Here is a 20,394-nt window from a genome sequence, read left to right on the forward strand (position 1 = left end):
GCGGGACCGGGCCGGAGCCGGGCGCCGGTGGGCCCGGCCCGTGGCGGCCGTGCGCGCGCTGCCGAGGCCCCGGACGATGCGCGCCCGCCTCACCGCCGGTCTCGTGGTGCTCCTGGCCGTGAGCTGCGCGGCCGTCGGCGTGGCCGCGGTCTACGAACTGGACGGCTTCCTGACCGGCCGCCTCGACCAGCAGCTCCAGGAAGCCGGGCCGCGCTTCCCGGCGAGCCTGGAACACGGTGCGGTGAACCCCTCGGACAAACCGTCCGACCACGACGGCGACGAACACGGCGACACCCGGCGTCAGGCCACCGGTACGTTCGGAGCACGCCTGGTCGGCGACGACGTCACCAACGCCGCCGTCGTGCCGCCGGGCTCCGGCACGGCCGTCCGCAACGTGGATCCGACCGCACACGACGAGGCGGTCCTCGCCGCGGTGCCGGTGGACGGACGGGAACACACCGTGTGTCTCTCGGAACTGGGCGGCTACCGCGTCCTCGCGACGGCCGGCAAGGACGGTGACGTGCTGATCACCGGACTGCCCACGGAGCCGGTCGACGCGGCCGTGCACCGGCTGGAACTCGTCGCCTCCCTGGTCTTCGGCGTGGCCCTCGTGGTCGCCGGAGTCGCCGGGGCGCTGTGGGTGCGCTGGTCGCTGCGACCGCTGAACCGGGTCGCCGCGACCGCCACCCGGGTCAGCGAACTGCCGCTCGCCAGCGGTGAGGTGGCCCTGCCTCCACGGGCGCCCGAGTCGGACCCGCGCAGCGAGGTGGGCCGTGTCGCCGGCGCCTTCAACCGCATGCTCGGCCATGTCGAGGACGCGCTCACCAAGCGGCACGCGAGCGAGGAACGGCTCCGCACCTTCGCCGCCGACGCCAGCCACGAGCTGCGCACCCCGGTCGCCTCGGTCCGCGGCCACGCCGAGCTCGCGCTGCTGCATCCCGGCCCCGTGCCCCCGAAGGTGACGCGCGCCCTCGAACGCATCGCCGCCGAGTCGGCGCGCATGGGCGAGATGGTCGACGACCTGCTGCTGCTGGCCCGCCTCGACGCCGGGCGCCCCCTGGAACGCCTTCCCGTCGACCTGACCCGTCTCGTCCTCGACGCGGTGACCGACGCCCGCGCGGCGGGCCCCGGTCACCGCTGGGTCCTGGAACTGCCGGAGGAACCGGTGACCGTGACGGGCGACGTCCACCGGCTCCAGCAGGTCGCGGCGAACCTGCTGGCCAACGCGCGGGTCCACACGCCGGCGGGCACCCGGGTGACGGTGTCCCTGGAGCGTGCCGGAAAGGAGGCCGTCCTGAAGGTCCACGACGACGGCCCCGGGGTTCCCGAGGACGTGCGGCCGGGCGTCTTCGAGCGCTTCACCCGGGCGGACCGCCGCCGCGCCGACGTCTCCGGCAGCGGAGCCGGCCTCGGCCTGTCGATCGTCGCCGCCGTGGTCGAGGCCCACGACGGCACGGTCACCCTGGAGAGCGGCCCGGGGTCGACCACGTTCACGGTCACCCTCCCGGCGTCCTGACCGCGGGCCGGCCGGAACTCCGGTCGGCCCGTCGCCCCCCTCGGCACGGTCAGTACCGCGTCACCGCCGTGGCCCCGCCCGTCGTGCCGATGGCGATGTGCGGTCCGCGCGCGGGGTCGGCCCACGCGAGGATCCGCCGCATCGCGCCCGCCGGCACGGACACGCAGCCGGCGGTCGGCCCGCTCCCGTCGACATGCAGGAAGATCCCCGCGCCCCGCCCCCGTACGGGCCGGTCGTAGTTGAACCCGATGACCACGGCGTACGCGTACTGCTTGTCGTAGGCGGCCAGCTGCTCGGACTCCCCGGCCCGGCAGTCCGCGGGGCGCGGCTCGGTCCACCGGTTGTACGACCGGGAGGCGTTGTCCTGGCACCACCAGGAGTCCCGGTTCACCCGGCGGTACGGCAGAGAGGTGCCGTCCGGCGCCGCCCGGGTCCCGAACGCGTACGGCAGCGCGTACAGCCCCGAGGGTGTCGTGTTCGTGCCCTGGCGCCTGGCTCCGCCCTCGACGAGTCCGCGCGCCCCGAACCACGCGGGTGCGGAGCCGGCCCGCACCCAGCGCCCGCCCCGCAGGTCCCACCAGGAGAGGGTTCCCGTGGTCGCGTCCGCGCGGGGTGCCTCGGCGGTGAGGAGCTGGCTGCCGCCGCCGGTGTCGGCGAGCCGCGCGGGCAGCACGGCGACGGGCGGCGGCCCGCCAGGGGCCAGAGCGAGCAGGGACACGGACGCGAGGGCGGCGGCGGCTCCGAGGCGCATGGCTCAGACCGTACTGGGGGGCAACGGCAGCGGCAGCCCGGGAAGTCCGTCCAGGCTCGTCGCGATGTGCTCCTTCTTGGTGAAGTACGCGCTCAGCGAGGCGTCGTCCTCGCGCGCGAAGCGCTTGCCGTGCAGGTCGCGGTCCTCCTCGTAGGACATGAAGGGCACCGCGTAGCCGCAGGAGTCGCGGACGAGTTCGGCGGTCACGACGATGATCGCGCGCAGCCCGTGCAGGGTCGGGTCGATGCCGGCGAAGTGGGTGAGGAGTTCCGCGAAGCGCGGGTCGTCGCGGAAGACCGGTTCGCCGCGGCCGTGCACCCGGACGATGTTGGGCGGGCCCTGGAAGGCGCACCACATCAGGGTGATCCGGCCGTTCTCGCGGAGATGCGCGATCGTCTCCGAGGTGCTCCCGGCGAAGTCCAGATACGCCACGGTCAGTTCGTCGAGAACGGCGAACGAGCCGGTGAGCCCTTTGGGGGAGAGGTTGACCGTGCCGTCCCCGGACAGGGGCGCGGTCGCGGTGAAGAAGAGGGGCTGGGCCTCGATGAACGAGCGGAGGCGGCCGTCGATGCGCTCATAAGTCTTTCCCATGTCTAACGATTATCGGGGAAAGCTTTTCGCCTGTCTAAGGGATTGCGGGTTCCGGCGGCGTCGTTCAGGGGCACCGCCGGAACCCGCGGACCGCCCCGGCCCTTGCCGGCGGGGCGGTCGCATCACGGGTCAGGTCACTTGGTGAGCGTGCAGGCGGCGAGGGTGTCCAGGCCGGTCGGCTTGGCGGCGGTGCGGCCGATGGAGATGGCGATGCGGTCGATGGTGGAGACGCGCTTGTCCTTGAGGGGGCCGAGGATCGCGTTCTGGACGAAGTTCGGGCCGCCCTGTCCGACGGTGTTGGCCAGCCGGGTGTTGGCCTCGGAGATCTGGGTGTTCAGCAGGGCGAGGTTGCGGTCGACCTCGGCCTTCGCGGAGGCCGGGACGGCGGGCAACTGCGAGGCGACGTCCGGGCAGGTGATCGTGCCCGCGGCGGTGGCGGCACCCGTTCCGGAGCCGGCCCCGCCCGCCTGTGCGGTGGCCGGCGCGCTCGGCGCGGCGGTGACGGCGCCCGCACCGCCGGCGGCCGCGCCCGCCGTGTTGAGGGTGCAGGGCGCGAGCGCGTCCAGACCCTGCGGCTTGGCGGCGGTGCGGCCGATGGCCGTGGCGATGCGGTTGACGGTGGAGACGCGCTTGTCCTTCAGCGGGCCGAGGATCGCGTTCTGGACGAAGTTCGGGCCGCCCTGCCCGACGGTGTCGACCAGCCGCTTGTTCGCCTCGGCGATCTGGGTGTCGAGGAGGGCGAGGTTGCGGTCGACCTCGGCCTTCGCGGAGGCCGGGATCGCGGGCAGGCTCGGGGCGACGGCCGGGCAGTTCACCGTGTTCGCGGCGGCCTTCGTCGTGGCGTTCCGCGCGTTGCCGTGCGTCTCGCCCGCCAGGGCGCTGCCGGCGATCACGGCCGCGGACAGCACCACGGCGGAGGCTCCGCCGATCATCACGACGCGCCGCTTGTTGTACTTCGGAAGAGCCCTGGACATGCGGAATCCTCACTCGGGTCGGGGGCGGACGGCCATCCGGTGTTCGACCGGTCGGTCATCGTCCGTGTGCCTGTCGTGCGTGAACGCGGCGCCTGCGTTCAGCGGGAGATACGCGGAAACGATTACGAGTGTTCAGCCCTCGGTGAAGATTCCTCGGCCGGGCGTGCCGGGGCGAGCCGCGATTGACGAATCATGCAGAGTGCTGCATACTCATGCATGTCAGCGAATGCACTGTGAGGAGAATCCCGTGACCGAGCGCGTCGTACTCGCCTACTCGGGCGGTCTGGACACCTCCGTCGCCATCGGCTGGATCGCCGAGGAGACGGGCGCCGAGGTCATCGCCGTTGCGGTCGACGTCGGCCAGGGTGGCGAGGACCTGGACGTCATCCGCAAGCGAGCGCTCGCCTGCGGTGCCGTCGAGGCCGAGGTCGCCGACGCCAAGGACGAGTTCGCCGACGAGTACTGCCTCCCGGCGATCAAGGCCAACGCCCTTTACATGGACCGCTACCCGCTGGTCTCCGCCCTCTCCCGGCCGACGATCGTCAAGCACCTCGTCGCCGCCGCCCAGAAGCACGGCGCCACCACGGTCGCCCACGGCTGCACCGGCAAGGGCAACGACCAGGTGCGGTTCGAGGCCGGCATCGTCGCCCTCGCCCCCGACCTCAAGTGCATCGCCCCGGTCCGCGACTACGCGATGACCCGGGACAAGGCGATCGCCTTCTGCGAGGAGAAGCAGCTCCCGATCGCCACCACCAAGAAGTCCCCGTACTCCATCGACCAGAACGTCTTCGGGCGCGCGGTCGAGACGGGCTTCCTGGAGGACATCTGGAACGCCCCGATCGAGGACATCTACGAGTACACCTCGAACCCGGCCGAGCACCGCGAGGCCGACGAGGTGATCATCACCTTCAAGCAGGGTGTCCCGGTCGCCGTCGACGGCAGGCCCGTCAGCGTCCTCCAGGCCATCCAGCAGCTCAACGAGCGGGCCGGCGCCCAGGGCATCGGCCGGATCGACATGGTCGAGGACCGGCTCGTGGGCATCAAGTCCCGTGAGGTGTACGAGGCTCCGGGCGCCATCGCGCTGATCACCGCGCACCAGGAGCTGGAGAACGTCACGGTCGAGCGTGAACTCGCCCGCTACAAGCGGCAGGTCGAGCAGCGCTGGGGCGAACTGGTCTACGACGGCCAGTGGTTCTCCCCGCTCAAGCGCGCCCTGGACGGCTTCATCGACGAGGCCAACCAGCACGTCAACGGCGACATCCGGATGACCCTGCACGGCGGCCGCGCGGTCGTCACCGGCCGGCGCTCCGACACCTCGCTCTACGACTTCGACCTGGCCACGTACGACACGGGCGACACCTTCGACCAGGCCGCGGCCAAGGGCTTCATCGACATCTACAGCCTGTCGTCGAAGATCGCCGCCAAGCGGGATCTGGCGTAAGCGGTACGGGACCCGGCGCGGGCCGTGTCGTGTCCGCCGCCGGGAAGCCTCCCGAGCACTAGCCTGGCAGCCGCCTCCTCACGCACGTGCGCGTGGGGAGGCGGTGGCACATCCACACCTTTCGAGGAGTAACGCAAGTGAGCAGCAACAGCGGTGACGTCCGGCTCTGGGGCGGACGGTTCGCCGACGGTCCCGCCGAGGCCCTGGCCAAGCTGTCCGCGTCGGTTCACTTCGACTGGCGTCTCGCGCCGTACGACATCGCCGGTTCGCGTGCCCACGCGCGCGTGCTGCACAAGGCGGGCCTGCTCACCGAGGACGAGCTCACACGCATGATCGGGGGCCTCGACCTGCTGGAGTCGGACGTCGCCGACGGCTCCTTCGTGGGCACGATCGCCGACGAGGACGTCCACACCGCCCTGGAGCGTGGCCTTCTCGAGCGCCTCGGCCCCGACCTCGGCGGCAAGCTCCGCGCCGGCCGCTCCCGCAACGACCAGGTGGCCACGCTCTTCCGGATGTACCTGCGCGACCACGCCCGGATCATCGGCGGTCTGATCGCCGACCTCCAGGAGGCGCTGATCGGCCTGGCGGAGGCCCACCCGGACGTGGCGATGCCGGGGCGCACCCATCTCCAGCACGCCCAGCCCGTGCTGTTCGCGCACCACGTCCTGGCGCACGTCCAGTCCCTGTCCCGGGACGCGGAACGGCTGCGCCAGTGGGACGAGCGGACGGCCGTCTCGCCGTACGGTTCCGGCGCCCTGGCCGGCTCCTCCCTCGGCCTGGACCCGGAGGCGGTGGCGAAGGACCTCGGCTTCGAGCACGGCAGCTCCGCCAACTCCATCGACGGCACGGCCTCCCGCGACTTCGTGGCCGAGTTCGCCTTCGTCACCGCGATGATCGGCGTGAACCTCTCCCGGATCGCCGAGGAGATCATCATCTGGAACACGAAGGAGTTCTCCTTCGTCACCCTCCACGACGCGTTCTCCACGGGCTCGTCGATCATGCCGCAGAAGAAGAACCCGGACATCGCCGAGCTGGCGCGCGGCAAGTCGGGCCGTCTGATCGGCAACCTGACCGGGCTGATGGCCACGCTCAAGGCCTTGCCCCTCGCGTACAACCGCGATCTCCAGGAGGACAAGGAGCCGGTCTTCGACTCCTGCGACCAACTGGAGGTCCTGCTCCCCGCGTTCACCGGCATGATGGCCACGCTGACCGTCCACCGCGAGCGCATGGAGGAGCTGGCCCCGGCCGGTTTCTCGCTCGCCACCGACATCGCCGAGTGGCTGGTCAGGCAGGGCGTGCCGTTCCGTGTCGCGCACGAGGTCGCCGGTGAGTGCGTGAAGGTCGCGGAGGCGGACGGCAAGGAACTGGACGAGCTGACCGACGAGCAGTTCGCGAAGATCTCGGCGCACCTGACGCCGGAGGTGCGGACCGTCCTCGACGTCCCTGGTGCCCTCGCCTCCCGCGACGGCCGCGGCGGTACGGCACCGAGCGCCGTCGCCGTCCAGCTCGCCGAGATCAAGACGGACGTCGCCGCCCAGCAGACGTGGGCGGCGGCCAAGCGGAAGAAGTAGGACGACCACGCCCCTGATCCGCCCCCGCCCCCGGCCGCCCGAGCAGCGGACACGGTTCGCGGGCCGGGGCGGGTGCCGTACGACGGAGGGTGTCGCGGGTTACGTTGGCCGGGAGCCGTAAAGGAGCCGACCGAACGGAGCCGCGATGCCCTTCGCACGTCTCGCCTCAGCCACGACTCCCACCGCCCACCTCGGCCTGGGGCTTGCCGCGGTGGGCCGCCCGGGCTACATCAACCTCGGGCGCGAGGAGGACCTCCCGGGCGACCGCAGTGTCGAGGCACTGCGCGAGCGCACCCACGAACTCCTCGAAGCCGCCTACGCCCAAGGCGTGCGCTACTTCGACGTGGCCCGTTCCTACGGCCGCTCGGAGGAGTTCCTGGCCGGCTGGCTCAGCGGCCGCCCGGACGTCGACGACGTCGTCGTCGGCAGCAAATGGGGCTACACGTACACGGCCGACTGGCGCACCGACGCCGAGGCGCACGAGGTCAAGGACCACGGCCTCGCCACGTACGAGCGGCAGCGCGCCGAGACCGCGGAGCTGCTCGGCGACCGGCTCGACCTCTACCAGATCCACTCGGTGACCCCCGACAGCCCGGCCCTCACCGACAAGGAACTGCACGCGGCCCTCGCCGACGCGGCCGCCCGGGGCCTGTCGATCGGCTTCTCCACCAGCGGGCCCGAGCAGGCGGAGGCGATCCGTGCCGCGCTCGCCGTCACGGTCGACGGCGAGCCGCTGTTCCGTACCGTCCAGTCCACGTACAACGTCCTGGAGACCTCCGCCGCCCCGGCGCTCGCCGAGGCGCACGACGCCGGGCTCACAGTGATCGTCAAGGAGGGCGTGGCCAATGGCCGGCTCGCCGGGCCGCACGCGCCGGAGGCGCTGCGCGCCGTCGCCGCCGAGACCTCCCTCGGCTGTGACGCGGTCGCCCTCGGACTGATCCTGCGCCGGCCCTGGGCCGGCGTCGTGCTCTCCGGGGCGGCCACCGCCAACCAGCTCGCCTCGAACCTGCACGCGGCGGTCGTCGACCTCGACGACGACCAGCTCTCCCGGCTGTCCGCCCTGGTGGAGGAACCGCGGGCGTACTGGGAGCGACGCGGGCAGCTTCCCTGGCACTGAGCGCTTCCGGACGAGCGAAGGTGAGACACGTACGCTCCGCGTGAGACATTATTGTCTCATCTGCGGTACGGTTGTCTCATGGCTGTCGACCGTGATCACGTGCTGCGCAGCGCAGCCGCCCTGCTCACCCGCAAATCCACCGCGACGATGGACGAGGTGGCGAAGACCGCCGGAATCAGCCGGGCCACGCTGCACCGCCAGTTCGCCGGCCGTGACGCGCTCGTACGCGCGCTGGAGGCGCTCGGCATCGAGGAGTGCGAGGCCGCTCTGGACGCGGCCCGCCTCGACGAGGGCACCGCACAGGAGGCCGTGCGCCGCCTGGTGAGGGAGTTGGAGAAGGCCGCCGGACTGCTCGCCTTCCTCTATACGGAGAACCAGCTCTTCGAGGGCGACGGGCAGCACGAGGGCTGGGCCCGGCTCGACGCCCGGATGGCCGCGCTGTTCCGGCGCGGCCAGGAGGGCGGCGAGTTCCGCATCGACCTCAGCCCGGCCTGGCTCACCGAGGCGCTCTACGGACTGATGGCCTCGGCGTCCTGGGCCGTCACCGAGGGCCGCGTCGCCGCCAAGGACTTCCACCACATGATCGTCGAGCTGCTGCTCGGCGGCGCGCTCAGGAGAGAGGAACCATGACCAGCACCCTGCGGCCGGCGACCGTGACGGAGACGCCGAAGCGTCCGGGCCGGTGGCTCGCGCTCTGCGTCCTCGTCCTCGCCGTGCTGCTGGTGACCGTCGACGCGACCGTCCTCGGTCTCGCGACCCCGTACATCAGTGAAGACCTCGAACCCTCGGGCACCCAGCTTCTGTGGATCGGGGACGTCTACTCCTTCGTCATCGCCGGCCTGCTCGTCTCCATGGGCAGCCTCGGCGACCGCATCGGCCGCAAGCGGCTGCTGCTGGCGGGCTCCACGGCGTTCGGCCTGATATCCGTGCTCAACGCCTATGCCACGACACCCGAGATGATGATCCTCGCGCGGGCGCTGCTCGGCGTCGCGGGCGCGACCCTGATGCCCGCCACGCTCGCCCTGATCCGCAACATCTTCCACGACCCGCGCGAGCGCAGCCTCGCCATCGGCATCTGGGGCGCGACCGCCTCCGCGGGCACGGCGGTCGGCCCCGTCGTCGGCGGCCTTCTGCTCGAACACTTCTGGTGGGGCTCGGTCTTCCTCATCAACCTTCCGGTGATGGTGGTCCTCGTCCTCGTCGGGCGCAGACTGCTGCCCGAGTCGAAGAGCCCCAGCCCCGGCCCCTGGGACCTGATCAGCGTGACGCTCTCGCTCGTCGGTGTGATCGCGGTGGTGTACGGGGTGAAGGAACTCGCCGCGCACGGGCCGTCCGGCGAGGCGCTCGCCGCCGGTCTCCTGGGAGCGGGCGCCCTCTCCTGGTTCGTACGCCGCCAACTGACGCTTCCCACACCGCTGCTGGACGTCCGGCTGTTCCGCAACCGCGGATTCTCCGGCGCGGTGCTCGCCGACCTGTTCACCGTGCTCGGCATGTCCGGGCTCGTGTTCTTCCTCTCCCAGTACCTGCAACTGGTCCAGGGCCGGGGGCCGTTCGAGGCGGGGCTCGCCGAAGTACCCGCGGCCGTCGGCGCGGTGGCGGCGGGCCTGGTCGCCGGACGGGTCGCGCGGCGCTTCTCCGTGCGGACCGTCGTGTCCGGCGGACTCGCCGCAGTGGGCCTCGCGCTCGGAGCGCTCACCGTCCTGGACCGGTCCACCGGCTATCCGCTGCTCGGCACGGCCCTGCTGGTCGTCGGGGTCGGCGCGGGCTTCTCGTTCACCGTCACCGCCGACGTCATCCTCTCTGCCGTGCCCAAGGAGCAGGCGGGCGCCGCGTCCGCGGTCTCCGAGACGGCGTACGAACTCGGCGCGGCTCTGGGCATCGCCCTGCTCGGCTCCGTCGTGACCGGCGTCTACGCGGGCTTCACCGGCCCCGCGGGCACACCGGCCGCGGCGCACGACTCGCTCGGCGGAGCGGTGGAGGCCGCCGGAGGCCTGCCCGAGCACACCGCCGAGACGCTGCTCACCGCGGCCAGGGAGTCCTTCGTGGACGGTCTGGCCCTCGCCTCCGGCGCGGGCGCCGCTGTCCTGCTGGCCACCGCGGTGGCGGCCTGGTTCCTGCTCCGCGGCCAGAAGCTGGAGGCCTAGTGCCGCGACAGGCAACGTTCGCCCCGTCGACGGGCAAACGTTGCCTGCCGCGGCACTAGCCGCACGAGAGCGGGCCCGACTCAGCCGCATCAAGAGGCCCCACCGCGTGGGCGCAAAAGCGTGGGCCCCGACCGGAAGTCTCCGGTCGGGGCCCACCCTGGTGCTTGAGCGCGGCAGCGCTACGCGGCCTTCGCCTTGGTGGCGTACATGTCGACGTACTCCTGGCCGGACAGCCGCATGACCTCGGTCATCACGGAGTCGGTCACGGCGCGCAGCACGTACCGGTCGCGGTCCATGCCCTCGTAGCGCGAGAACTCCATGGCCGGCCCGAAGCGGACCGTGACCTTGCCCGGACGCGGCATGCCCGCGCCGCCCGGCTGGAGCTTGTCCGTGCCGATCATCGCGAACGGGACGACCGGGGCGCCGGTCATCAGGGTGAGCCGGGCGATACCGGTGCGGCCGCGGTACAGACGGCCGTCGGGGGAGCGGGTGCCCTCGGGGTAGATCCCGAAGACCTTGCCCTCCTCCAGGACGCGGCGGCCGGTCATCAGCGCGGCCACGCCGCCGTTGGCGCCGTCCCGGTCCACCGGGATCATGCCGACGCCGGTGAAGAACCACGCCATGAGCCGGCCCTTGAGGCCCTTGCCCGTGACGTACTCGTCCTTGCCGATGAAGAACACCTGCCGGTCGCAGACCAGCGGAAGGATCATCGAGTCGATGAACGTGAGGTGGTTGCCGGCCAGGATCACCGGCCCCTTGCCGGGGATGTGCTCCACGCCTTCCACCCGTAGGCGGAACATCAGGCGCATGATCGTTCCGAGCACTGCCTTGATGAGCGCGAAGCGGGACAACGGGCCCTCCGGTGTCAAGGGATCGGTATGGAGTCTGTGCAGGTGAGGACCATACTCGCGGTTCCCGGTCGATTGCACATCGGGTTCATCGACCGGATACGCACTGTTGACCTACGTTTACCTGCGATGGCGTGCCCGTGAGCGGTGCACACCGGGGTCGTCCGGTGTGACGGACATCGCGCGCGGGTACCGGCGAACGGGTGAGCGCCCGGCGAAGGGCCGTGCGCCCCGCCGTCGTCTCACGCCTACCCCCGACCGCCCGGCCGATGCCGACGGACCGTCAAGTTCCGCATCCCGCGGTGGATCCGAGGTCACCCACTGTTCCGCCACGGGCCCCCCTCCCGTCACACGGGGGCACCTACGATCGTCCCGCTTCGACAGGCAGGCACCTACGGCGGGAGGAGCGCTCATGGGAGCGCAGGAGTCGAACGGTCAGGAGCGGGGCACGGCGCGGCGGACGCTGCTTTCGGCCGCGGTGCTCGGGGCGGGCGGAGCGGCCCTCGGCCTGCCCGGCACCGCGAGCGCGGACGAACGCCACGGGGGCGGCGGCTACCGCGGCCTGCCCCGGCCGACCGTCATCGGTCACCGCGGGGCCAGCGGCTACCGGCCGGAGCACACCTTCGGCTCGTACCAGCTCGCCCTCGACCTGGGCGCCGACGTCGTCGAGGCCGGTGACCTGGTGCCCACCAAGGACGGTCACCTCGTGTGCCGTCACGAACCGGAGATCGGCGGGACCACGGACGTCGCCGCGCATCCCGAGTTCGCCGGCCGCAGGACCACCAAGACGCTCGACGGCGTCCCCACCACCGGCTGGTTCACCGAGGACTTCACGCTCGCCGAGCTGAAGACCCTGCGCGCCGTCGAGCGCATCCCCGCCAACCGTCCGCACAACACCCTCTACGACGGCCGCTGGGAGATCCCCACCTTCGAGGAGGTGCTCCGCTGGCAGGACGAGCAGACCCGCAAGCGGGGCAAGCAGGTCTGGATCTACCCCGAGACCAAGCACCCCACCTACTTCCGGGCGCTCGGTCTCGGCCTGGAGGAGCGGGTCGCGAAGCTGCTGCGCAAGTACGGCAAGGACAGGAAGGACTCGCCCGTCATCCTCCAGTCCTTCGAGCCGAGCAGCATCCAGCGGCTGGACAAGCTCGTCGGCAACCCGCTCGTCGTCCTGCTGTCGGCCGCGAACACCCGCCCCTGGGACTTCGTCGCGGCGGGTGACCCCCGCACGGTCGCCGACCTCGTCACGCCCGCGGGCCTGGAGTGGATCGCCTCGTACGCGCAGGGCATCGGTCCCACCCTCGACCTGGTCATCCCGAAGGACGCGGCCGGCAACCTCACCACCCCGACCACGCTCGTCGCCGACGCGCACCGGGCGGGCCTGACCCTGCACCCGTACACCCTGCGCAACGAGAACCCCTTCCTGCCCGCGAACTTCCGCAAGGGCACCGCCGCGGACGCCTACGGAGACCCCTTCGGCGCCTTCAAGGTCTACTTCGAGACGGGCATCGACGGCGTGTTCTCCGACAACGCGGACACCGCGGTGCTGGCCCGCGCGGACTTCCTGAAGCGATGAGTCCACCGCCCCGGGCCGCTCGCGGACCGGGGCACGGAGCGGGACAGGAGCACAGCGAGGGACAGGAGCACGGAACGGGAGCGGGACAGGTGCCCGCCCTCCGTCAACGGACGAACCGGTCACCCCGGATGGGGTGAGAAACGGCCGCCCCGGCAACCTCGCGCCGGGGCGGCCTCGTCGTGCCGCACATGACGCACGAACTGCTCACCACCCTTCGCCCGCTGCTCGCCGCCGAGGCGTCGGCGGAGGCCCATGCCTCCGGCGACGAGCGGGGCGACCTGGAACAGGCCGTCTGGCTACGGCTGCTGGAACGCCTGGAGACGACGGGACCGCCCGCCGACCCGCAGCGCTGGGTGCGCCGGGCCGTGCGCTCGGAGGTCCGCCGCTGCCGTCGCAGGGCACGCGCCGAGCAGCCCTACGCCACCGAGCCCGCCGACGACGGCTCCGGCCCGGAGGAGCGGGCGATGGCCGCCGTTCATCGGCGTGAGCTGCACGAGGCGGTGCGCCGGCTGCCCGGCCGCTGCCCCGGTCTGATGGCCGCCCTGCTCTCCCCGGCGGACCTCACTTACCGGGAGATCGCAGGCGAGTTGGGTATCTCACAGGGCAATCTTGGTCCGGAACGCTCCAGATGTCTTGGATGTCTTCGGCGATTGCTGACGCCGGAGGTTGCGGCCCGCTGACGACGGGGATAGGAGTGGGGGACGACCGGTGGAACAGGTGAGCGGGAGGCATGCACACATGGGCATGAGCGTGACCATCTCGGCGGCGACCGAGCAGGATGCGGAATCGATCCTGAAGCTGCAGTACCTCTGCTATCAGAGCGAGGCCGAGCTGTACGGCGACTACGGCATCGAGCCGCTCACACAGCCGCTCGACTCCCTCAGGGCGGAACTGGCGGGCGGCACCGTACTGGTGGCCCGGCTCGGCGACGAGGTGGTGGCCTCGGTACGCGGCGCCGTCGACGCCGACGGCACGGCCCGTATCAACAAGCTCATCGTGCACCCGCGCATGCAGCGGCACGGCCTGGGCGGACGCCTGCTCGACGCCATCGAGGCACGCCTGGGCGCCGAGGGCGCGGCCAAGTCCTTCCAGCTCTTCACCGGCCACCGCAGCGAACGCAACCTGCGCCTGTACCGCAAGCACGGCTACGCCCCCGTCTCGCAGGAGCGGGTGGGCGAGCGCATGACGCTGGTGACCCTGGCCAAGGGCGCCGACGCCGGCGTGTACGCCACCAGCGCCTGAGCGCCCGCCCGGCTTCGGCCGGAGGAGCCGTCAGCCGGCGTTCGTACGCGCCTTGCGCAGCCAGTACATCGCCGAGAGCGGCAGCAGGGCCGGGATGAAGAGATAGCCCATGCCGTAGTCCGACCACACCGTGGCGTCGGGGAACGCGGACGGCTCGGCCAGCGTCCAGGTTCCGACGACCAGTACGCCCGCGAGCTCGGCGGCGCAGCACACCAGCGCCGCCTTGCGCGCCGTCTCGCCGCCGCGCACGAGCGAGTACGTGATGAACCCGTAGACGAGACCGGCGACCGCGGACAGCGAGTAGGCGAGCGGCGCCTTGTCGAACTGTGTGGAGATCTGCACGGCCGACCGTGAGACGGCGCCGACCACCATCACCCCGTACAGCCACACCAGCAGGATGCCCGGGCCGCTGATGAGCCGCGCGCGCTTCGTGCCGGCGGACGGTCCCGCCGGGGTTCCGCCCTGTTCGTCGCCCATGTCCCGAGTCACCGGCGTGTTCTCCTCCGTGGCCGTCATCTCAGCCTCCCCAGATGTCGTAGAGCCGGACCTCGAGCACGGCGAGGACGATGCCGCCGGCCGCCACCGTGACCGAACCCCAGCGGGTGCGCTCCGCGAGCGACATGAATCCCGCGGCGGGAATGCAGGCGAAGGCGCCGATCAGATACGCCACGAAGATGGTCGTGCCCTGGTCCGGCTTCTCGCCGCGCGCGAGCTGGACGACGCCGATCACGAGCTGGACCAAGGCGAGCACGCTCACCACGGCCATGCCGATGAAGTGCCAGTCCTTGGTGGGCTGATCGCGGTGGGCGGCCCAGCCGCACCAGGCGGCGAGCGCGAGCGCGGCGACAGCCGTCGCGACCGTCAGGGCATCAAACATGCCGTGACCCTATTACGGGCCAAAAGACCTGATGCGCTCGCCCCCGGGCTGCCCCGCGGGCCACTGTCCGCCGCGCTCCGGGCGGGCCGCGCGGCGGGCCCGACCATCGTGGCGTCGGCCACAACGCGCCGGCCCGGTGAACTCGACGCCGACCTCGTGGTCGAGGGCTCCTCTCCCTTGTCCGTACTGGTGCCGGACGACGGAGCCGAACTCTTTGTCCAGGGCTGAAAAGTGACCACCTCTGTCCATCGCTGTCCGCTATTCGGACAGCGATGGCGGTCCCCACCCTCCTGTCTGCTTTACTTCCTTCCATGACCACGACGAGCGACCGCATCCTTGCGACCGAGGCGACCATGACGCCCGGTGCTCGTTGTATGTGTCGAATGTGCGCCTGCTAGAGGGCCCTCGCACCACCGCCTGATCCCGCGCCCCGAAGCGGGATCGCCGCGCCCAGTGTCCGTACCGCGTACGTGACCGGGCTGCCCCGCGCACACGTTCTCCTTCCGGTTCCATCGCCAACGCGAGAACCGTGCCGCGTTCCGACCGCATGCATCCGTGCCTGGCGCACACCCACGCCCCGCACTCGACAGTGACGGAATTCTCCAGTGATCACGACAACGGGCCTCACCAAGGTCTACCGCTCGCGCGGCCGTGAAGTGACCGCCCTCGACGGCGTCGATCTGCATGTCCGCGAAGGCGAGGTGTTCGGCGTCATCGGCCAGTCCGGTGCCGGCAAGTCCTCGCTCATCCGCTGCGTGAACCTGCTGGAGCGTCCCAGCTCCGGCACGGTCACCGTCGACGGCCAGGACCTCACCGCCCTCGCCGGGCGCGGTCCGCGCGCCGGCCGGGAGCTCCGTCAGGCGCGCAGCCGGATCGGCATGGTCTTCCAGCACTTCAACCTGCTGTCCTCGCGGACCGTCCAGGAGAACGTCGAGCTGCCGCTCGACATCCTCGGTCTCTCCAGGAGGGAGCGCGGCCACAAGGCCCTCCAGCTCCTCGACCTGGTCGGCCTGTCCGACAAGGCCACGTCGTACCCGGCCCAGCTCTCCGGCGGTCAGAAGCAGCGCGTCGGCATCGCCCGCGCGCTGGCCGGCGACCCGAAGGTGCTCCTGTCCGACGAGGCGACCAGCGCCCTCGACCCGGAGACCACGCGCTCCATCCTCCAGCTTCTGCGCGACCTGAACCGCCAGCTCGGTCTGACCGTCCTGCTCATCACCCACGAGATGGACGTCGTCAAGACGGTCTGCGACTCGGCCGCGCTGATGGACAACGGCCGCATCGTCGAGTCGGGCACCGTCAGCGAACTCCTCGCGACGCCCGGCTCCGAACTGGCCGCCGCGCTCTTCCCGGTCAGCGGCACTGCCTCCGGCGAGGACCGCACGGTCATCGACGTCACCTTCCACGGCGAGTCGGCCACCCAGCCGGTCATCTCGCAGCTCTCGCGCACCTACAACATCGACATCTCGATCCTCGGCGCCGCGATGGACACCGTCGCGGGCAGGCAGGTCGGCCGGATGCGCATCGAACTGCCCGGCCGCTACGAGGAGAACGTCGTGCCGATCGGATTCCTGCGCGAACAGGGCCTGCAGATCGACATCCAGGGGCAGCAGCCCGAACTGGTCAAGGAAGGTGCCAAGTGAGCTGGTCCGAGATGCAGCCGCTGCTGTCCGAGGAGTGTTGGAACACGCTCTACATGGTCGGCTGGTCCACCCTCATAGCGATCGTCGGCGGCCTGCCGCTCGGCGTCCTGCTGGTGCTGACGGACCGCGGGGGCCTGCTGCAGAACGTCGTCGCCAACAAGGTCGTCGGGCAGGTCGTGAACATCGCCCGCTCGATGCCGTTCATCATCCTGATGGTCGCGCTCATGACCTTCACACGGTGGGTCACCGGCACAACCATCGGCCGCGACGCCGCCATCGTGCCGCTCGCCATCGGTGCGATCCCGTTCTTCGCGCGGCTGGTCGAGACGGCCGTCCGTGAAGTGGACGGCGGGCTCGTCGAGGCCGTGCAGGCGATGGGCGGCAACACCTGGACCGTCGTCCGCAAGGTCCTCGTCCCCGAGTCGCTGCCCTCGCTGATCTCCTCGGCGACCACCACGGTCGTGGCCCTCATCGGCTACTCCGCGATGGCCGGCACCGTCGGCGCCGGCGGCCTCGGCGACCTCGCGATCCGCTACGGCTACCAGCGCTTCGAGACCGAGCTGATGTGGATCATCGTCGCCATCCTCGCCGTGGTCATCTCGGCCATCCAGTTCGCCGGCGACCACGCGGCCCGGACCCTGGACCGCCGCGCCGGCCACTCCGGACCCAGCCCGAAGCTGCGCCTGCTGAAGACCCGCCGGCCCACCGCCGCGGACGTCGGCGAGGCCGTCTGAACAACCGCGGACCCTCCCGCGGTCCCCGGTCCCACCCACAGTCTTCCCCGTCCACCCCATGACGGGGTGCCCCACCCTCAGGAAAGGCACTTTTCGTGCGTAACACCGCCAAGATCACCACCGCCGTCCTCGCCGCCGGAGCCCTCACCCTGGGTCTCTCCGCCTGCGGCTCCGACAAGGACTCCACCGCCTCCGACACCAGCGGCCCGCTCGTCGTCGCCGCCAGCCCGGTTCCTCACGCCGAGATCCTGAACTTCATCAAGAAGAACCTGGCGAAGAAGGCGGGGCTCGACCTGGAGGTCAAGGAGTTCCAGGACTACATCGTGCCCAACACGGCCACCGAGGACGGTTCGGTCGACGCCAACTACTTCCAGAACCAGCCGTACCTCGACGACTTCAACAAGAAGCGCGGCACCCACATCGTGCCCGTCGTCACGGTGCACCTGGAGCCGCTCGGCCTCTACTCCCACAAGGTTAAGAGCGCCGACGCCCTGAAGAGCGGCGCGACCGTCGCGGTGCCGAACGACGCCGTGAACGAGGCGCGTGCCCTGAAGCTGCTCGCCTCCAACGGGCTCATCACCCTCAAGGACGGCGTCGGCAACGAGGCGACCCCGCAGGACATCGCCAAGAACCCCAAGAACCTCACGTTCAAGGAGGTCGAGGCGGCGCAGACCCCGCGCTCCCTGGACGACGTGGACGCCGCGGTGATCAACGGCAACTACGCCATATCCGCCGGCCTCAAGCCCGCCAAGGACGCCCTCGTCCTGGAGTCGGCGACGAACAACCCGTACGGCAACTTCCTCGCGGTCAAGAAGGGCAACGAGAACGACCCGCGCGTGAAGAAGCTCGCCAAGCTCCTCACCTCGCCCGAGGTCAAGAAGTTCATCGAGGACAAGTACGCGGGTTCCGTCATTCCGTCGTTCAAGTAGGCAGGCGGCCGGGCCGATTTGCGGCCCGCGGCCCGACTCGTCACCGCACGGGGTCCACTCCATTACCCGGAGTGGACCCCGTTGTGCCGTTCGATGGTTTCATGCTGCATGCTGGGCAGTTCAGCGGACCCGACGGTACATCAGGTCCGAAGTCCCCGACGGTTACGGAGCGTCGCATGACGAGCACCTTCCCCGGCATCTCCATCAGCACGGAGCGGTTGGTCCTGCGTGCGCTCGACGAGGACGACGTGCCCGCGCTGACGGAGATGATGAACGACGAGATGGTGGCGGCCTGGACGTCGATCCCCCAGCCGTTCACCCAGGACGGTGCCCACGACTGGATCACCGACTACGCCCCCACGGAACGCGCCCGGGGGCGTGGACTCGACCTCGCCGTCACCGAGTTCCTCACCCAGCGCCTGGTCGGTGTGATCCAGCTCGGCAAGACCAACTGGCGGGTCCGCTCCACCGAGCTGTCCTACATCATCGCCCCCTGGGCGCGCGGCGAGGGCTACGCGTCCGAGGCCGCCCTCGCCACCGCGCGCTGGCTGTTCCGTGAGCAGAAGTTCGAGCGCGTGGAACTGCGCACGGCCGCGGGCAACACCGCCTCGCAGCAGGTGGCCCAGAAGATCGGCTGCATCAGCGAGGGTGTGCTCCGCAACGCCTGCATAGCGCGCACCCGGACCGAGGACGGCGCCTGGGTCGACCTGCGCACCGACTTCATCGTGTGGAGCCTGCTGCCCGAGGACCTCGACGACATGGACGGCCACCTCACGGACACGGGCGGCTTCCGCTCCTTCAACGACTGGAACTGAGGGCCGGCCGGCCGCACTCCAGCCCGCGCGGGAGGCCCGCACCGGCGAACGGGAGCCGCCAGGGCGGGGCGTGCACGGTCACGGCAGGGCGTGTGCGGCCATGGCGGGGCGTGCACGGCCATGGCCGGTCGTAAGCGGTCACGACGGGTCGTATACGGTCGGGTCGAGTCACATGGGTGTACGGAAGTCAGCTCACCGGATACCGGTCGCGCGGAGCCGGTCCCGTGGACCCGGGCCGCCGTCCGGGCCATCGTCCCGGCGCTGCGGGGCCGCTCCCCGCGCCACGCAGACCGGCGCACGCCCGCCGCACCGCGCCGGGGTACCCTCACCAAGCCCGCCCGGGCTGCACCTGAGACCCGCGAAGACCTGTCTGGAGACTGACGACGATGGCCGACCGGGTCACGGTGATCGGCTGGGACGGCTCGCCGCCGACCGTCGCGGCGCGCGCCGCTCTCGGTGCCGCCACACTGGTGGCCGGAGCGGCCCATCATCTCGACCTCCCCGAAGTGCCCGAGGGCGCCGAACGCGTCCGGCTCGGCAGTGTCGGCCTCGCCGCCCGCCGCATCGCGAGCCACCGCGGCACCGCCGTCGTCCTCGCCGACGGGGACCCCGGATTCTTCGGCGTCGTACGCACCCTGCGCGCACCCGAGTTCGGCCTGGAGGTCGAAGTCGTGCCCGCCGTCTCCTCCGTGGCTGCCGCCTTCGCCCGCGCCGGAATGCCCTGGGACGACGCACAAGTAGTCGTCGCACACAGCCGCACGCTGCGACGCGCGGTGAATGTATGCCGAGCCCACACCAAGGTCGCCGTCCTCACCTCACCGGGCGCCGGACCCGCCGAACTCGGGCTGCTGCTCGAAGGGGTGCACCGCACCTTCGTCATCTGCGAGGAACTCGGCACCTCCCGGGAACAGGTCACGATCCTCACCTCCGACAAGGCGGCCGACCACACCTGGCGCGACCCGAACGTCGTGATCGTCATCGGCGGCTTCGTCGCCGCGGCCGAGGGCGGCTGGATCGCCGGCCGGGAGCCCGCCGCCGGGCCGCGCGGCTGGGCGCTGCCCGCGCGGGCGTACGGCGGCGCGCTCGGCGAGGGCGAGTCGGATCTGCTGCGCGCCGCCCAACTCGCCCGGCTGGGACCGCGCGTCGGCGACCTCGTCTGGGACATCGGCTGCGGCAGCGGCGCCTTCGCCACCGAGGCCGCCCGCACCGGCGCCGCCGTCATCGCGGTCGACCGCAGTCCCGGCTCCTGCGCCCGCACCGAGCACTCGGCCCGCCGCTACGGCGTGCAGATGCAGATCGTGCACGGCAGCGCCCCGCACGTCCTCGAGGACCTGCCCGAACCCGATGTCGTGCGCGTCGGGGGCGGGGGCGCGGCCGTCGTCTCCGCGGTCGCCGACCGTCGTCCCCAGCGGATCGTCGCGCACGCCGCGACCCGTGACGCCGCCGAACTCATCGGCCGCGATCTGAGCGAGCACGGCTATGACGTCGAGTGCGCGCTCATTCAGTCCGTCGAACTCGATACACGGGCCTGGACGGAGAAGGAGCGGAGCGTCGCGTTCCTGCTCAGCGGCCGTCTGCCGGATCGCGCCCCGTGATCCTGTTGTCGTACCGCGCGCGGTAGGCTGGCC

At 71.3% G+C, this 20,394-nt stretch carries 21 protein-coding genes; 15 read left to right on the forward strand and 6 right to left on the reverse strand.

All coding sequences use genetic code 11. The features are described 5' to 3' along the window. The first annotated feature begins 76 nt into the window (after positions 1 to 76). Positions 77 to 1,516: a sensor histidine kinase gene (locus tag ACWEBX_RS02090; RefSeq protein WP_451883008.1), complete on the forward strand. Its 1,440-nt coding sequence runs from the start codon at positions 77 to 79 to the stop codon at positions 1,514 to 1,516. A 49-nt stretch (positions 1,517 to 1,565) separates the two neighbouring features. Here the strand turns inward: ACWEBX_RS02090 and ACWEBX_RS02095 are convergent, their stop codons facing one another. The 3 genes from ACWEBX_RS02095 to ACWEBX_RS02105 form a co-directional block, all read right to left on the reverse strand. Beyond that, the gene (locus tag ACWEBX_RS02095; RefSeq protein WP_451882973.1) at positions 1,566 to 2,267 is read right to left on the reverse strand and encodes a L,D-transpeptidase family protein; all 702 of its coding nucleotides are present in this window, start codon (positions 2,265 to 2,267) and stop codon (positions 1,566 to 1,568) included. Positions 2,268 to 2,270: 3 nt separating this feature from the next. Beyond that, positions 2,271 to 2,858 carry a pyridoxamine 5'-phosphate oxidase family protein gene (locus tag ACWEBX_RS02100; protein WP_451882974.1) on the reverse strand — a complete coding sequence of 196 codons (588 nt, stop codon included), beginning with the start codon at positions 2,856 to 2,858 and terminating at the stop codon, positions 2,271 to 2,273. Positions 2,859 to 2,992: 134 nt separating this feature from the next. Beyond that, positions 2,993 to 3,832 carry a hypothetical protein gene (locus tag ACWEBX_RS02105; protein ID WP_451882975.1) on the reverse strand — a complete coding sequence of 280 codons (840 nt, stop codon included), beginning with the start codon at positions 3,830 to 3,832 and terminating at the stop codon, positions 2,993 to 2,995. Between the two features lie 247 nt (positions 3,833 to 4,079). On the opposite strand from ACWEBX_RS02105, the gene ACWEBX_RS02110 reads away from it, so the two are divergent. From ACWEBX_RS02110 to ACWEBX_RS02130, 5 genes are all read left to right on the forward strand, one after another. Beyond that, complete coding sequence (locus ACWEBX_RS02110) at positions 4,080 to 5,273, forward strand: argininosuccinate synthase (protein ID WP_384797627.1); 1,194 nt, start codon at positions 4,080 to 4,082, stop codon at positions 5,271 to 5,273. Positions 5,274 to 5,410: 137 nt separating this feature from the next. Continuing rightward, on the forward strand, positions 5,411 to 6,844 hold the full coding sequence (gene argH / locus ACWEBX_RS02115; protein ID WP_451882976.1) for an argininosuccinate lyase: 1,434 nt from the start codon (positions 5,411 to 5,413) through the stop codon (positions 6,842 to 6,844). Positions 6,845 to 6,989: 145 nt separating this feature from the next. Further along, entirely contained in the window at positions 6,990 to 7,961 is a 972-nt protein-coding gene (locus ACWEBX_RS02120; protein ID WP_451882977.1) for an aldo/keto reductase, read from the forward strand. 78 nt (positions 7,962 to 8,039) lie between these two features. Then, positions 8,040 to 8,591, forward strand: coding sequence for a TetR/AcrR family transcriptional regulator (locus ACWEBX_RS02125; protein ID WP_451882978.1), 552 nt, complete (start codon positions 8,040 to 8,042; stop codon positions 8,589 to 8,591). Continuing rightward, on the forward strand, positions 8,588 to 10,105 hold the full coding sequence (locus ACWEBX_RS02130) for an MFS transporter (RefSeq protein WP_451882979.1): 1,518 nt from the start codon (positions 8,588 to 8,590) through the stop codon (positions 10,103 to 10,105). The genes ACWEBX_RS02125 and ACWEBX_RS02130 overlap by 4 nt, the downstream gene beginning before the upstream one ends. Before the next feature lie 179 nt (positions 10,106 to 10,284). On the opposite strand, the gene ACWEBX_RS02135 is transcribed toward ACWEBX_RS02130, so the two are convergent. Continuing rightward, entirely contained in the window at positions 10,285 to 10,974 is a 690-nt protein-coding gene (locus ACWEBX_RS02135; RefSeq protein ID WP_362398347.1) for a lysophospholipid acyltransferase family protein, read from the reverse strand. Positions 10,975 to 11,365: 391 nt separating this feature from the next. On the opposite strand from ACWEBX_RS02135, the gene ACWEBX_RS02140 reads away from it, so the two are divergent. From ACWEBX_RS02140 to ACWEBX_RS02150, 3 genes are all read left to right on the forward strand, one after another. Beyond that, positions 11,366 to 12,529 (forward strand): glycerophosphodiester phosphodiesterase, encoded by a 1,164-nt coding sequence (locus ACWEBX_RS02140; RefSeq protein WP_451882980.1) that lies wholly within the window; start codon positions 11,366 to 11,368, stop codon positions 12,527 to 12,529. 188 nt (positions 12,530 to 12,717) lie between these two features. Continuing rightward, complete coding sequence (locus ACWEBX_RS02145) at positions 12,718 to 13,209, forward strand: RNA polymerase sigma factor (RefSeq protein WP_451882981.1); 492 nt, start codon at positions 12,718 to 12,720, stop codon at positions 13,207 to 13,209. Between the two features lie 58 nt (positions 13,210 to 13,267). Next, entirely contained in the window at positions 13,268 to 13,771 is a 504-nt protein-coding gene (locus ACWEBX_RS02150; protein WP_355773722.1) for a GNAT family N-acetyltransferase, read from the forward strand. Between the two features lie 30 nt (positions 13,772 to 13,801). Here ACWEBX_RS02150 and ACWEBX_RS02155 read toward each other — a convergent pair whose 3' ends face one another. Next, complete coding sequence (locus tag ACWEBX_RS02155) at positions 13,802 to 14,248, reverse strand: hypothetical protein (RefSeq protein ID WP_451883009.1); 447 nt, start codon at positions 14,246 to 14,248, stop codon at positions 13,802 to 13,804. A 40-nt stretch (positions 14,249 to 14,288) separates the two neighbouring features. Next, complete coding sequence (locus ACWEBX_RS02160) at positions 14,289 to 14,648, reverse strand: hypothetical protein (RefSeq protein WP_355773719.1); 360 nt, start codon at positions 14,646 to 14,648, stop codon at positions 14,289 to 14,291. A gap of 3 nt (positions 14,649 to 14,651) precedes the next feature. Between ACWEBX_RS02160 and ACWEBX_RS02165 the strand changes: the two genes are divergently transcribed. The 6 genes from ACWEBX_RS02165 (at position 14,652) to cbiE (ending at position 20,361) form a co-directional block, all read left to right on the forward strand. Further along, positions 14,652 to 14,876, forward strand: coding sequence for a hypothetical protein (locus tag ACWEBX_RS02165; protein WP_451882982.1), 225 nt, complete (start codon positions 14,652 to 14,654; stop codon positions 14,874 to 14,876). Positions 14,877 to 15,253: 377 nt separating this feature from the next. Beyond that, a complete protein-coding gene (locus tag ACWEBX_RS02170) occupies positions 15,254 to 16,288 on the forward strand; it encodes a methionine ABC transporter ATP-binding protein (protein ID WP_451882983.1) in 1,035 nt (344 codons plus the stop codon). Next, on the forward strand, positions 16,285 to 17,022 hold the full coding sequence (locus ACWEBX_RS02175; RefSeq protein WP_451882984.1) for a methionine ABC transporter permease: 738 nt from the start codon (positions 16,285 to 16,287) through the stop codon (positions 17,020 to 17,022). The genes ACWEBX_RS02170 and ACWEBX_RS02175 overlap by 4 nt, the downstream gene beginning before the upstream one ends. A 95-nt stretch (positions 17,023 to 17,117) precedes the next feature. Next, on the forward strand, positions 17,118 to 17,951 hold the full coding sequence (locus ACWEBX_RS02180; RefSeq protein WP_451882985.1) for a MetQ/NlpA family ABC transporter substrate-binding protein: 834 nt from the start codon (positions 17,118 to 17,120) through the stop codon (positions 17,949 to 17,951). Between the two features lie 176 nt (positions 17,952 to 18,127). Beyond that, positions 18,128 to 18,766, forward strand: coding sequence for a GNAT family N-acetyltransferase (locus ACWEBX_RS02185; protein ID WP_451882986.1), 639 nt, complete (start codon positions 18,128 to 18,130; stop codon positions 18,764 to 18,766). A gap of 386 nt (positions 18,767 to 19,152) precedes the next feature. Next, entirely contained in the window at positions 19,153 to 20,361 is a 1,209-nt protein-coding gene (gene cbiE / locus ACWEBX_RS02190; RefSeq protein WP_451882987.1) for a precorrin-6y C5,15-methyltransferase (decarboxylating) subunit CbiE, read from the forward strand. Positions 20,362 to 20,394: the final 33 nt, after the last annotated feature.

Source organism: Streptomyces sp. NPDC005070 (genome assembly GCF_053600395.1).